This is a genomic window from Aeromonas sp. 600479, from assembly GCF_049175515.1.
Classification (GTDB): Bacteria; Pseudomonadota; Gammaproteobacteria; order Enterobacterales; family Aeromonadaceae; genus Aeromonas; species Aeromonas veronii_A.
Map to the genome: position 1 here is coordinate 121,440 of NZ_JAAKVF010000005.1, position 13,035 is coordinate 134,474.

The 13,035-nt window shown below is 62.0% G+C and carries 12 protein-coding genes; 11 read left to right on the plus strand and 1 reads right to left on the minus strand.

What is annotated here, in order from left to right; genetic code table 11:
* Positions 1-185: 185 nt before the first annotated feature.
* A complete protein-coding gene (locus G5149_RS08190; RefSeq protein ID WP_005342880.1) occupies positions 186-2,114 on the plus strand; it encodes an EAL domain-containing protein in 1,929 nt (642 codons plus the stop codon).
* A gap of 64 nt (positions 2,115-2,178) precedes the next feature.
* On the opposite strand, the gene G5149_RS08195 is transcribed toward G5149_RS08190, so the two are convergent.
* The gene (locus G5149_RS08195) at positions 2,179-3,102 is read right to left on the minus strand and encodes a 1-aminocyclopropane-1-carboxylate deaminase/D-cysteine desulfhydrase (RefSeq protein WP_421212224.1); all 924 of its coding nucleotides are present in this window, start codon (positions 3,100-3,102) and stop codon (positions 2,179-2,181) included.
* Positions 3,103-3,189: 87 nt separating this feature from the next.
* Here G5149_RS08195 and G5149_RS08200 point away from each other — a divergent pair, with 87 nt between their 5' ends.
* The 10 genes from G5149_RS08200 (at position 3,190) to G5149_RS08245 (ending at position 13,013) form a co-directional block, all read left to right on the plus strand.
* Positions 3,190-4,053, plus strand: coding sequence for an MSHA biogenesis protein MshI (locus G5149_RS08200; protein WP_139740303.1), 864 nt, complete (start codon positions 3,190-3,192; stop codon positions 4,051-4,053).
* Entirely contained in the window at positions 4,053-4,646 is a 594-nt protein-coding gene (locus G5149_RS08205) for a PilN domain-containing protein (protein ID WP_201947769.1), read from the plus strand. Before G5149_RS08200 ends, G5149_RS08205 begins: the two co-directional genes overlap by 1 nt.
* Positions 4,646-5,293: an MSHA biogenesis protein MshJ gene (locus G5149_RS08210; protein ID WP_139412193.1), complete on the plus strand. Its 648-nt coding sequence runs from the start codon at positions 4,646-4,648 to the stop codon at positions 5,291-5,293. The genes G5149_RS08205 and G5149_RS08210 overlap by 1 nt, the downstream gene beginning before the upstream one ends.
* Positions 5,286-5,615: a SctD/MshK family protein gene (locus G5149_RS08215; RefSeq protein ID WP_265061714.1), complete on the plus strand. Its 330-nt coding sequence runs from the start codon at positions 5,286-5,288 to the stop codon at positions 5,613-5,615. Before G5149_RS08210 ends, G5149_RS08215 begins: the two co-directional genes overlap by 8 nt.
* A 70-nt stretch (positions 5,616-5,685) precedes the next feature.
* The gene (gene mshL / locus G5149_RS08220) at positions 5,686-7,419 is read left to right on the plus strand and encodes a pilus (MSHA type) biogenesis protein MshL (protein ID WP_421212225.1); all 1,734 of its coding nucleotides are present in this window, start codon (positions 5,686-5,688) and stop codon (positions 7,417-7,419) included.
* Between the two features lie 92 nt (positions 7,420-7,511).
* Positions 7,512-8,402 (plus strand): MSHA fimbrial biogenesis protein MshM, encoded by an 891-nt coding sequence (gene mshM, locus G5149_RS08225; RefSeq protein ID WP_219326114.1) that lies wholly within the window; start codon positions 7,512-7,514, stop codon positions 8,400-8,402.
* Positions 8,399-9,508, plus strand: a complete 1,110-nt coding sequence (locus G5149_RS08230) for a tetratricopeptide repeat protein (protein ID WP_362817215.1) — start codon at positions 8,399-8,401, stop codon at positions 9,506-9,508. Before mshM ends, G5149_RS08230 begins: the two co-directional genes overlap by 4 nt.
* A gap of 32 nt (positions 9,509-9,540) precedes the next feature.
* Entirely contained in the window at positions 9,541-11,250 is a 1,710-nt protein-coding gene (mshE, locus tag G5149_RS08235; RefSeq protein WP_201947761.1) for an MSHA fimbrial ATPase MshE, read from the plus strand.
* Positions 11,251-11,253: 3 nt separating this feature from the next.
* Positions 11,254-12,474 (plus strand): type II secretion system F family protein, encoded by a 1,221-nt coding sequence (locus G5149_RS08240; protein WP_421212226.1) that lies wholly within the window; start codon positions 11,254-11,256, stop codon positions 12,472-12,474.
* Between the two features lie 77 nt (positions 12,475-12,551).
* Positions 12,552-13,013 carry a hypothetical protein gene (locus G5149_RS08245; RefSeq protein WP_005342899.1) on the plus strand — a complete coding sequence of 154 codons (462 nt, stop codon included), beginning with the start codon at positions 12,552-12,554 and terminating at the stop codon, positions 13,011-13,013.
* Positions 13,014-13,035 lie beyond the last annotated feature (22 nt).

Consider the following 13,035-nt stretch of genomic DNA (forward strand, 5'->3'; position numbering starts at 1 on the left):
GGGACCATTTTTCTGTCTGCTATCTTCCCCTGCTCCACCTGTGTACCTTCCTTGGTATTCCCTCTCTGCTTTGGGTATGCTGCCTCGCTTAAATTACAGAAGCGGGATCCCCGTCCATAGTGATGGCTACAGTGCCACTGCTACCATGAACTCCAATGGATGATGCCGGGCATACGGAAAGGCACATGAAACTTACAACACATCTTGTCTCGTTTATTACCTTGTGCGTGATCGCAGCCATGGCGACCGTGCTGATTGGCGGGGTGTTCAGCTTTCGTGAGCTGGGCATGGAGTTGCAGCAAAAGAAGGTTGATGCGCTGGTCGAAGTGATCGACAAGCAGCTCGATGTTGCTCACGGCATGGAGGATATGAGCCGCTGGCTGCCCACCTTGCTGCGGGCGGCTCATGTGGTGGAGCTGGAGGTGCGCCAGAACGACCAGCGGGTCTACTGGTTCCGTGATGTACAACGTCCGGTTAATGAACCGCTGCTGGTGCCATACAGCCATCTACTGCCCCATCAGGCGGGCATGCAGGCCAACTTCAAGCTGGAGCGTCCTTTCAAGGAGGCGGAGTACTCCATCAAGGCGATGTCGGGCATCTCGTTCGGTATCTTTATCGTGGTGTTCGGTCTCTGGTACTCCATCCGCTGGTTGCGCCAGCAGTTGCGCGGGGCCGAGCTGCTGGGCATACGCGCCCAGCTGATCCTCGATGACAAACTGGTCAAACTGAGCCATGACCCCGCCGAAGAGTGGCCGGTTGCCGCCAGCCAGGCACTTGACCATCTGCTGGCTGAGCTGGCGGATGCTCGCAAGGAGCGCAGCCGCTTCGATAACTTCATTCGCAGCAACGCCTTCGTCGACAAGATGACTGGTATTGGCAACCGCCTTTTCTTCGATAACCGGCTCGAGAGCGCCATCATGGAGGCGAGCGTCATGAGTGGCGGTGTCTTGCTGATTGAACTCGCCTGCCTGGAAGAGCTGGAAGCTGACCAGTTCGAGCTGCAGGGACACGATCTGCTGCTGGAGGCGAGTGCCGTGATCAGTGCTTTTGTGCGCAAGCATAATGGCGCCTTGCAGGCTCGTTATGCTGGGCATGTCTTTGCGGTGTTGTTGCCCAATATGTCGGAGAGCGAGATGGTGGACAGTGCCAGCCAGTTGCTCAAGAGCCTGCAACGGCTGCACTGGCCGCAGCAGGTCAATCCGGAGACGGCCATCTACATCGGTGCTGTTTGCTACCAGGCGCAAGACACCCTGCTCAAGGTGCAGGAGGAGGCAGAGCTGGCCCTCAAGAGTGCCCGTCTACAGGGGCACAATGGCTGGTTTCTCTATGAGAAGCAGCTGGACGAGGAGCAGAGCAGCAAGGGGACGGTGCGCTGGCGTACCCTCATCAGTCGCCGTCTTGAAGAACAGGGCATCGATTTTTATACCCAACCGGTCCAGCAGGATCGGGATCAGGTGGTGCTGCAACAGGATCTGCTTACCTATATCCACGATGAGCAGGGGCGGGAACTGCAAGCTGGGATCTTCATGCCAATGGCGGAGAAGGTGGGGCTATTGCTGCAACTGGATCGGCTGGTGGCGGAGCAAACGTTGGTGTTGCTGCGCCAGCGTTCCGAGCAGAGCTGTCCCATCAGCCTGACCCTGAGCGCCCAGAGCCTGCTCAACCGCGAGTTCCAGCGCTGGCTCTTCTTCGCCTTGTTCCAGTTGCCGCGCAGCACCAACGAGCGGTTGATCCTGCAACTCTCCGAATCCCAGGTTACCCGCCACTTCGAAGCACTCAAGCGGCCGCTGCGCTCCCTGCGCATGCTGGGCTGCCAGCTGGCCATTGATCATGCTGGCCAGGATGTGGTGAGCACCCAGTACATCAAGGAGTTCGAGATCAACTTCCTCAAGTTGCACCCCAGCCTGGTGCGGGAGATACACGCCAGACAGGTCAACCAGATGGCGGTCCGCAGTCTGGTAGGAGGCTGCGCCAATACCCGTACCCGGGTGCTGGCAGTGGGGGTAGAAAGTGGCGATGAGTGGAAGATGCTGCGCCACCTCGGGGTGCATGCCGGGCAGGGGCCCTGGTTTGCCGAGCCACGCCGGTTGGTGCTGGAGCCGGCTGGTGATTGAGATAAACGAGAGAGGGTCGTCGTGGGGCGACCCTCTCTCGTTTGCGGTTGCCGTCATGCGGGGCTCACAGTCGCCCTTGTTCCAGCAGTCCGGCCAATCCCTGCATGCCGCCGGTATGGATAAAGACGATCTTGCTGCCAGGAGCGATGCGGCCCGCAGCCAGCTCGCGAAACAGTCCCCACATCGCCTTGCCGCTGTATATCGGCTCCAGAGGCAGACCTGTTTCGGCGCTGAAATCTTGAACCCACTGCCAGAGGGCCGGGCTGAATTTGGCGTAGCCACCATCGTGGTGATCGAGAGCGATCCGCCAACCGGGAATGCTGGCTGCCGCAGGATGGAGGCGACACACCTCGTCAGCGATAAAACTGCCCCCCTTGAGCACGGCGATGGCGAGGATCTGCTCCCGATCCCGTTTGCCAGCGATCAGGCCCGCCAGGGTGCCGCCGCTGGCGCAGGGAAGTACCCATAGATCAGGCGAGAAGGGCACTTCGCTGACCAGCTCCGCCACGCCGGGGATGGCCAGCGGGCTGCTGCCCCCTTCCGGTACGATCAGGGTGCCTGGAGCATCGAATCGGGCCAGCCAATCGGGGTCCTGTCGTTGCCGGTAACTCTGGCGGTCGACGAAAACGAGATCCATGCCCCAGCGCTTGGCATCCTGCAGGGTAGAGTTACTGACGGCATCAGATTCGCCCCGTATGATACCGGTAGTTCGCAGCCCAGATTGGCACCCTGCTGCCGCCAGTGCATGGATATGGTTGGAGTAGGCGCCGCCGAACGAGAGCAAATGGTTTTTACCGTGCTCTCTGGCATGCTGCAGGTGGTATTTGAGCTTGCGCCACTTGTTGCCGGAGATGGCCGGATGGATCAGGTCATCACGCTTGCACCACAGCTCAACACCATAGCGGGTCAGCAACGGATGGTGGAGGCGTTGCAGGGGGGAAGGGAGGATGGCTTGACCCTCTGACTCGGTAGAAATGCTGGCTTGCAATGGTGAGTCCGTCTTTTAATCTGGAGGCTAATCTGCTGTTTATGTTAATATTTCATACATTTAATCACTATTGATGGGCGGGCTTACATGAAACAACTGTTCAGACGGTCGACGCCAAGCCGCCAGGTCGGGCTCTTGCTGGCCAATGACAGGATCATGCTGGCTGCGGTGGGCAATCCCCCCATCTTCGCGACGCGCACCATCAACGGCCCACAGGAGTGGGCAGTGGCCATGAACGAGCTGTTCAGCCGTCATGGACTGGCCAAGTCTAAAGTGCGGGTGGCCCTCGCCGCCAGCCTTTATCAACAGATCCAGATCGACAAGCCTGCCGTGCCTGACGCCGAGATGGCGGGGGCGCTCCCTTGGGCCATCAAGGATTATGTCAGCGAACCCGTGCTGCAACTGGCGATGGATTATGTGGACTTGCCCACCCCGCCGGCCGGTCGTCCTCGCATCAATGTGATTTGCCTGCCCAAGAGCCGGGTGCAACAGCTGGCCGATGCCATCAACGGCATCGCCACCCTGCAATCCATCATCAGCGACGAATTGGCGCTCACCTCTCTCTATGACGCTGACGAGACGGTGCGCATGCTGCTGTGGCAGCCCAAGGGGCAGGATCTGCAACTGCTGGTCTTCCATCAGGGCGGGCTCTGCTTCTCCCGCCAGCTGCGCGGTTTCATCAGCCTGACTGGCGAACATGAGCCGGACAGCATGCTGCTCGATTCACTGGCGCTGGAGATCCAGCGCTCCCTCGACTATCTGGCGGGCCAGCTGAAATTGCCCGAGCTGGGGCAGATGCAGTTTGCCGTCGCCTCGCCCTTTATCGGTACCCTGGTGCGTCACATGGAGCAGACCTTCGGCTTTGCCGTCTCCGCCATGGCCAACAAGGCTGTCCTGGCCGGCGTCGAATACCTCTCGGCCTACGCCGCCGCCATCGGGGAGGATGCGTGATGAAACGTCAGATAAACCTCTATGGCGCCGAGTTTCGCCCCAAGCGGCAGTGGGCCAGCCTCAATCAGATGGCGCTGGTATGGGGCTTTGCACTGCTGCTGATCCTGTTGACGGGGGGGGGGTACAGCTGGCAGCAGCAGCAGGTCAGCCGGGCGCTGGCGCAGCGCTCTGCCGAGCTGGAACTCAAGCGCAGCGAGGCGCAGCGGCTCGATGCCGAGCTGGCGCGCCATCAGGCAGATCCCCGGCTGCAACAGCAACTGGTCAACAAGCAGGATGAGCTGACGGCCAAGCAGGGGCTGATGCGCCAGCTGGGCAGCCTGACCCTGCAAAAATCCCAGGGCTATGCCAGCGTGATGGCGGATCTCTCCCGCATTCGCAACAGCAACCTCTCGTTGCAGCGCATCGAGATCAACGAAGGGCGGATCAACCTCTCCGGCTTTGCCGGACGCAGTCAGGATGTACCGGCCTGGGTCAACCGCTTCAAGCAGACCCCGAGTCTGGTGGGCAAGGAGTTTGGTGAACTGACCCTCAGCCGTGACAAGGAGGGTCGCCTGACCTTCCAGTTGAGCGGCATCGCGCGGGAGAAACCCTGATGAACCTGAAAGCACAATGGCAGGCATGGGGCCAGCGTATCGCCGTGTTGAGCCAGCGGGAGCGGGTGTTGATCCTGCTGACTGGTCTGGTGCTGCTGGGCGCGGCCGGACTCTACGGCTGGCTCGATGGCGCCGATACCCGCCTGCAGCAGGATCGCATGGCCCTGAGCGCCGCCGAGCGCGACCTCGAGATCATGGAGCTGGAAAACCTCGGCAAACAGGCCCGGCTCAAGCGGGATCCCAATCAGGGAGTTCGCGACCAGCTGGCGCAGGTCGAAACGGATCTGGCCCGTATCGACGATGAGCTGAAGGCACAGACCGTCGATCTGATCCCGGCGCACGAGATGCCGCTGGTGCTGGAGGCGCTGCTCTCCCGCTCCGCCAACCTTCACATGCTGGCGCTCAGTTCGCTGGAGCCGACCCCGCTGATGGCGGGAGAGCAGAAGGTCAATCTCTACAAGCATGGTATCCGGCTTCAGCTTGAAGGCGGCTATTTCGATGTGTATCAATATCTTAAAGCGCTGGAAGCCTTGCCGCGCCACTTCTACTGGAAGCAGTTCGACTATCAGGTCAAAGCCTATCCCGGCGCGGTGGTGGAGATGGAGATCTACACCCTGAGTACCAGCAAGGAGTTTATCCGTGGCTAGAGTGTTTGCGTTGTGCTGTTGCCTGTTCAGCTTGCTGGTTCAGGCGGGGCAGGTCGAGGTATTGCAGGATCCCACTGCGCCGCTGGCGGATGTGGCGGTTGGCGCCCGTGCGACCGGCGAGAGCAGCGCCGGTTTGCCGAAGCTGCAGAGTGTGGTGCTGGGCAATGGCCCTGCACTGGCGGTACTCAATGGCAAGAGTTATCGGGTCGGACAACAGGTGGACGGCTATACGCTGGTGGCCATCAATGCCGATGCCGTGGTGCTGGAAAAGGCGGGAAAACGCCATGCGGTAACACTGTTTGCCAGCAAGATCCGGGTTTGAGTCGTGCTTGCCTCTCGAGAGGTGAATCGGCTTTATCGAGTTTAATTGCAAGTCAGGGTGCCCTAATTACATGAAAAAACACCGTCTCTGTCTGATCACCGTGGCCATGATGGCTGCAGGCTGTACCACGTATCAGCACCCCGAGCCGACCCAGGCGAAGGATGCCCTCAAGCAGGCCATGAACGAACAGCAGAAGCAGGCTGCCCCGCTGACCACCTTGCCCAAGTCGGTGCAGAGTGAATTGCTGCAGCTGAACCGGCCGCAGATGCCGGTCGGCATGCCGGAGAAACGGCTGCGTATCGCGGCTCACGACGTGGAGGCGGTGGAGTTTTTCGGTTCCCTGTTCAAGGGCTCCCGTTACAGCGTGGCGGTGCACCCCGGGGTGGCTGGTCAGATCTCGGTCGAGCTCAAGGATGTGACCCTGCCGGAAGTGCTGGCGGTGGTGGGCGACATGTACGGTTTTGACGTACAGCGCAAGGGCAACGTCTTCCATATCTATCCGGCGGGTTTGCGCACCGAAACCATCCCGGTCAACTATCTGATGATGTCCCGGCGCGGCCTCTCCCGCACCTCGGTCAGCACCGGCGGGGTGGCCTCTAACGACAGCAACAGCAGCAATAACAACAACTTCGATAACGCCAACGGCAGTACCAACAACAACACCAGCAACCGCTCCTCCAATGGCGGCTCGGGCAGTGACGGCAACGGCACCCGCATCGAGACCGACACCAACAGCGACTACTGGACCGATCTGCGCGATACCCTGCAGACCCTGATCGGCAGCGGTGACGGTCGCGCCGTCATCACCAGCCCGCAGGCGGGTCTGGTCACCGTCCGGGCCTATCCGAAGGAGCTCAAGGCGGTGCGCGAGTTCCTCAACCAGTCTGAGAGTCATCTCAAGCGCCAGGTGGTGCTGGAGGCGCGGATCCTGGAGGTGGCCCTCAGCGAAGGCTACGAGCAGGGGGTGGACTGGAGCGGATTGACGGCCAGCTGGGATGGCAACAAGGGTATTCCGACGGTGGCTCAGCCCATCCTGACTGCTCCGGGCAGCGACCCTGCGTACAAGCTGTTGAACGGTGCCGGTTCGCTGGGAACCAGCCTGGTGGGCGCAACAAACCCGATTTTCAAGGCAATTGGTGGCGGTGCCGGTTTTACCATCACGGATGGCAACTTCAACGTGGCGGTCAACCTGCTCAAGACCCAGGGGGATGTGAATACCCTCTCCAGCCCGCGGGTGACGGCGACCAACAACCAGAAGGCGGTGATCAAGGTGGGGACCGACGAGTATTTCGTCACCAACGCCTCCACCACGACCACCACCTCAGGGACATCGGCACCGATAGTCACGCCCAATGTAGAGCTGACCCCCTTCTTCTCCGGCATCGCGCTGGATGTGACGCCGCAGATCGACGAAGAGGGCAAGGTGCTGCTGCATATCCACCCCTCCGTCATCGACACCGAAGAGCAGAAGAAAACCATCGATGTCGGCACGGCGGATCCCTTGGTCCTGCCGCTGGCCAGGAGCTCGATCCGCGAGTCCGATACCGTGGTGCAGGCCAACAACGGCGACATCATCGTCATCGGTGGCCTGATGAAGACCGACAAGCAGGAGATCGTCAGCAAGGTGCCGCTGCTGGGGGACATTCCCTGGGTCGGCGAGGCCTTCACCAATCGGCGCGAAAGCACCAAGAAGGTGGAGCTGGTGATCCTGCTCAAACCGACCGTGGTGGAGAAGGACACCTGGCAGAACGAACTGCAGCGCTCCTCCGAACTACTCGACAAATGGTATCCCCCCAAGGGGTGATGGCATGAACGCGTATCAGGCTCTGTCCCCTGGTCTGGTGCTGACGGGTGGTCTGTTGCAGACCGCCCGGCCTTGGCGTGGGAGCTGACGACATGTACCTGAACCACTTCGGGCTGCAGGAGGCCCCCTTCGGCCTCACCCCCAACACTGGTTTCTATTACGGGCTGCCTCCGCACGAGGAGGCGCTGCAGGTGCTCAACTGGGCGCTGGCACAGGGGGAGGGCTTCATCAAGGTGACCGGAGAGGTTGGCACCGGCAAGACCCTGCTCTGCCGCAAGCTGCTGAGCGAACTGGGCTCGGAGGAGCGGCCGGTGCGTCTGGCCTGGCTGCCCAATCCCCATCTCAGCCCGGCCGAGCTGCGCATCGCCCTGGCGCTGGAGCTGGGGTTGCCGGTGCGGGATCAGAGCGAGCTGGATCTGACCGACCGCATCCACCGCCACCTCATTAGCCTGCATCGGCAGGGGAGCCGGGTGGTGGTGCTGATCGACGAGGCGCAGGCGCTGCCGGACGAGACGCTGGAGGCGATCCGGCTGTTCGGCAACCTGGAGACCGAGTCGAGCAAGCTGCTGCAGATAGTGCTGTTTGGCCAGCCCGAGCTGGATAGCCGGCTGGCCAAGCCCCATCTGCGCCAGCTGCGCCAGCGGATCGGCTTCTCCTACTGCCTGCGGCCGCTGCGGTTCGACGAAACCCGCGCCTATCTGGAGCACAGATTGCACATCTCCGGTTATCGCGGGGCCCCGCTGTTTGGCGGGGCGGCCCTGCGCCAGCTGTGGCGCGCCTCGCGCGGCATCCCGCGGCTCATCAATATCCTGGCGCAGAAATGTCTGATGCTGGCCTACGGCCAGGGAGCGCGCCAGATCGACGGCCGGCTGGTGCGACTGGCCGTGCGCGACACCGATGACGCTCGCCGCTTCGTGTCGCGGCGCTGGTGGCCGCTGCTGCTGTTGCTGGGCTGTGCCCTCGCCTATGGAGTCTGGCAATGAGCGTGATCAATCAGATGCTAAAGGATCTGGAACAGCGTCAGCAGGGGGGCGAGGGGGCCGTCTATGTGCCGCCCGTCCGCCAGCAGGGCTGGTGGATGTTGCTGCTGACCCTGATCTGCGGGCTGGCCCTCGGCATTCTGGGCTGGCGTACCTGGATCTACTGGCAGCAGAGCCAGCGGGTCGCCGAAACCCACCAGTTGCAGACGACCGGCGAGCCCAAACCGGACGCCGTTGCCCGCGCCGTTCTCGCACCTGTGCCGGCCAGTGCAGAACAGGAGCCGGTGGATCAGGTGGTGACGCTGCCGACCCCGCGCCAGCTTGCCCCATCGCCGGCCGCCGAGCCGCAACAGGCGCCGGCTGCGCAGGAAGAAGCTGTCGCCGACGAGGCAGACGTAGCGGCCATCGACGAGGAGGGGCCAAGCGATGAGGAGCTGCAACCCGACCTTTATGCCGAACTGGCGGCGGAGCAAGAGGCCCCCGCGGCCGCGCCGCGCAAGCCCGGCGTGCTCAAGATAGAGACGGTCAACCTCTCCGAGGCCGAACTGGCCACCCTGGCCGAGCGCAAGGCCACCACCGCCATGGCCAAGGGCCAGCTGCGCGATGCCCAGGACAACTACTATCAGGTGCTGGCCCACGACCCGCACAATCAGGGGGCGCGCGAACAGCTGGCGGGTCTGCTCTACGGCGAGGGGCGGCTGAGCGAGGCGAGCCAGCTGCTGGAGGAGGGGCTCAGGCTCGATCCGGGGCAGGCGGATTTTCGGCTGTTGCTGGCGCGGCTCGCCATCAGTGGCGGTGATCAGCGCAAGGCGCTGGATTGGCTGACCGGCTACCGACCGGATCTCGCCAGCAATCTGGACTATTACGCCACCTGGGCCGGGCTCAGCCAGGAGCTGGGCCAGCACACCGAGGCGGCGGATCTCTATGTGAAATTGTTGCGCCAGCAGCCGGATCAAGGCCGCTGGTGGCTCGGGCTCGGCGTGGCCGAGGATGGGCAGGGCCACAGCCAGCGGGCGCTGGACGCTTATCGCAATGCCCAGTTGCACGGCAACCTGGGCGAGGCCTCGACCAGCTGGCTTGAACAGCGTATTGCCCAGCTCGCCCCCTGACGGGCGGCCGGGATCACTTTTTTGGAGTTTGCATGGCACAACCCAGACTGAAAATGCGCCTCGGCGACCTGCTGGTTCAAGAGCAGATCATCTCTGATGATCAGTTGCAGCTTGCCTTGCAGCAGCAGCGTCAGACCGGCCGCAAACTGGGTACCACTCTGATTGACCTCGGTTTTATCAGTGAGGTGCAGCTACTGCAGTTCCTCGCTCGCCAGCTGGATGTGCCCTTCTTCGATCTCAATAACCTCACCATCGACGCCGCTGCTGTGCCGTTGCTGCCCGAAGTGCAGGCACGCCGTTATCGGGCGCTGGCAGTCAACCTCACCGACAACAAGGTGACGGTGGCCATGTCGGATCCGGCGGATTTGAGTGCGCTGGATGCCATCGCCGCCCTGCTGAGCCCGCGGGAGATGGTGCTGGCGGTCGCGCGGGAAGGGCAGTTGCTGGAGTATTTTGACCGCCTCTATCGCCGTACCCGCGAGATTGAGAGCTTCGCCGAACAGCTGCAGGAGGAGTATCAGGACTCCGGCTTCGAGTTGGGGTCCGGCAATCTGGGGGCCAGTGACGAGGGGGAGGCGACGGTAGCCAAGTTGCTGCGCTCCCTGTTCGAGGATGCGGTACAGGTGGGGGCGTCGGATATCCACATCGAGCCGGACGAGAAGGTGCTGCGCATTCGCCAGCGGATCGACGGCATTCTCCACGAAAACATCCTCAATGAGGTACGCATCGCCCAGGCGCTGGTGCTGCGCCTCAAGCTGGTGGCCGGGCTCGATATCTCCGAGAAGCGGCTGCCGCAGGATGGCCGTTTCAACATGAAGGTGCGCGGCCGCGATGTCGATGTGCGGATGTCCACCATGCCGGTGCAGTATGGCGAGTCGGTGGTGATGCGTCTGCTGGATCAATCCTCCGGCATTCTGTCACTGACCGAGACCGGCATGCCGCCGGAGATCCTGACCCGTTTCCGCCGTCAGCTCAAACGCCCGCACGGCATGATCCTGGTGACCGGCCCGACCGGGAGCGGCAAGACTACCACCCTCTATGGCGCCCTCTCCGAGCTCAATCAGTCCAGCAACAAGATCATCACGGTCGAAGATCCGGTGGAGTATCGTCTGCCCCGTATCAGCCAGGTGCAGGTCAATCCCAAGATCGGTCTCACCTTTTCCCATGTGCTGCGTTCCACCCTGCGCCAGGACCCGGACATCCTGCTGGTGGGTGAGATGCGGGACAACGAGACGGTGGAGATCGGTCTGCGTGGCGCCATCACCGGTCACCTGGTGCTGACCACCCTGCACACCAACGATGCGGTGACCAGTGCCCTGCGTCTGATCGACATGGGGGCGCCCGGCTATCTGGTGGCGAGCGCCCTGCGAGCGGTGGTCGCCCAGCGGCTGGTGCGGCGAGTGTGTGAGCACTGCGTTGAGGAGAAGGCGCCGGACGAAGGGCAGGCCACCTGGCTTACCGTGCTCTCCGGCGAGGCGCCTGGCCAGCATACCTATCACAAGGGCCGGGGTTGCCAGAGTTGCAACTTTACCGGTTACTCCGGACGGATTGGGGTCTACGAGCTGCTGGAGCTGGATCAGCCGATGATGGATGCCCTGCGCCGCAACGATGCGGAAGGGTTCGCCAAGGCGGCCCGTCAACACGAACACTACCGGCCGCTGGCCCTCACCGCACTCGACTATGCCCGTCAGGGGATCACCTCGGTGGACGAGGTGCTGCGACTGGCCGAGGATTTGGGGTAAGCGATGGCTAATTTTGCCTACAAGGGGCGTGACAGCCAGGGCAACGCCACCAGTGGCGTTGTAGAGGCTGCCAACGAGATGGCGGCCGCCGAACAGCTGATGCGCCGCGGGGTGATGCCTACCGAGCTGAAAGCCAGCAAGGCCAAATCCGCCGCCATCGACTGGTCACTGCTGCTGGAAGGGGGCGTCAAGCTGGACGAGCTGGTGATCTTCAGCCGTCAGATGTATGCCCTGACCCGGGCCGGGATCCCGATCCTGCGCGCCATCTCCGGGCTGGAGGATAGCACCCACAGCAAGCCGCTCAAGCGGGCGCTTCATTCGCTGGGGGAAGATCTCGGCAATGGTCGGCCGCTGTCGAGCTCGATGCAGGCGCACCCCAAGGTATTCAGCAGCCTGTTTGTCGCCATTATCCACGTGGGTGAGAACACCGGTCAGCTGGAAGAGGCCTTTTTGCAGCTTGCCAACTATTTCGAGCTGGAGCTGGAGACCCGCAAGCGGATCAAGACCGCCATGCGCTACCCCAGCTTCGTGATGATCGCCATCGGTATCGCCATGGTTATCCTCAATATCATGGTGATCCCGGTGTTTGCCGGCATGTTCGCCAAGTTCGGGGTGGAGTTGCCGCTGGCGACCCGCATTCTGCTCGCCACTTCCCACTTTTTTGTTCACTACTGGTGGTTGCTGCTCGCCATTTTGGCGGGGATGGTGTTTGGTTGGCGCCGCTGGGTTGCTACCACCAAGGGCAAGCTGACCTGGCACCGCTGGCAGCTCAAATTGCCGATCGTCGGCACCATCATAGAACGCTCCCTGCTGGCTCGTTTTGCCCGCAGTTTTTCCATGATGCTCAAGGCAGGGGTGCCGCTGAACACTGCGCTGACCCTGGTGGCCGATGCGGTGGATAACGCCTGGATGGCGGGGCGGGTACGAGATATGCGCGCCGGTATCGAGCGGGGCGAGAGCCTGCTGCGCACAGCCAGCAGTAGCGGCCTGTTTACCCCGCTGGTGATGCAGATGATTGCCGTGGGGGAGGAGACCGGTCAGGTCGATGACCTGCTCCATGAAGCGGCCGAGTATTACGAGCGGGAGGTGGATTATGACCTCAAGAGTCTCACTGCACGGATCGAGCCGATCCTGATCGGGATCGTGGCGGTGATGGTGCTGATCCTGGCGCTCGGGATCTTTACACCGATGTGGGACATGATGCGCGCTGTTCGGGGTAAGTAACCATGCATCTTTAACTCTGATTGGCGGGACATGATGAGCGTCGTAAGAGGCAATAGGGCGAGGGAGTCGAGGAGTGGATGAGCAGACAGACACAACAGGATGATCGCTGGCTGGCCGGATATCGGCGGATCGCCGTGATAGTCCTGCTGATGGTGATCGTCACGACCCTGGTGCGCAGCTATCAGATCAACCGGGAGGAGGCGCAACAGCTTTCGCTCACCCTGCTGGGGGAGCAATTTGCTGAGCGGGCACAGCGTTTGCACGGGATCTGGCTGAATGAGCGGCGCCCCGGCACCCTGCATAGCGCCGGTCATGGTTGGCAATTTGATGAGCGTGGCTGGCCACTCGGACTATTGCCCCCGCAATCCCCATCAGAGAATTGTCGTCAGTTGTGGCTTGCGCTGGTGGGCGAGACGGAGGGGAGCATGCCACCCTTACAGTTTCTGGCTCGCCCCGATGGCAGTGGCTGCGAGATAGGATGGGATGGTTATTGGCTGGTTTATCTGTTTTCCGACGGGCGAGTGATGAAAAAGCCTTGAATGAGGCTAATCATATGACCCA

Bases quoted from the DNA above. Each gene is read 5' to 3' on its own strand.
- G5149_RS08190 (WP_005342880.1), top strand. From the start codon at position 186: ATGAAACTTACAACACATCTTGTCTCGTTTATTACCTTGTGCGTGATC.
- G5149_RS08200 (WP_139740303.1), top strand. From the start codon at position 3,190: ATGAAACAACTGTTCAGACGGTCGACGCCAAGCCGCCAGGTCGGGCTC.
- G5149_RS08205 (WP_201947769.1), top strand. From the start codon at position 4,053: ATGAAACGTCAGATAAACCTCTATGGCGCCGAGTTTCGCCCCAAGCGG.
- G5149_RS08210 (WP_139412193.1), top strand. From the start codon at position 4,646: ATGAACCTGAAAGCACAATGGCAGGCATGGGGCCAGCGTATCGCCGTG.
- mshL (WP_421212225.1), top strand. From the start codon at position 5,686: ATGAAAAAACACCGTCTCTGTCTGATCACCGTGGCCATGATGGCTGCA.
- mshM (WP_219326114.1), top strand. From the start codon at position 7,512: ATGTACCTGAACCACTTCGGGCTGCAGGAGGCCCCCTTCGGCCTCACC.
- G5149_RS08230 (WP_362817215.1), top strand. From the start codon at position 8,399: ATGAGCGTGATCAATCAGATGCTAAAGGATCTGGAACAGCGTCAGCAG.
- mshE (WP_201947761.1), top strand. From the start codon at position 9,541: ATGGCACAACCCAGACTGAAAATGCGCCTCGGCGACCTGCTGGTTCAA.
- G5149_RS08240 (WP_421212226.1), top strand. From the start codon at position 11,254: ATGGCTAATTTTGCCTACAAGGGGCGTGACAGCCAGGGCAACGCCACC.
- G5149_RS08245 (WP_005342899.1), top strand. From the start codon at position 12,552: ATGAGCAGACAGACACAACAGGATGATCGCTGGCTGGCCGGATATCGG.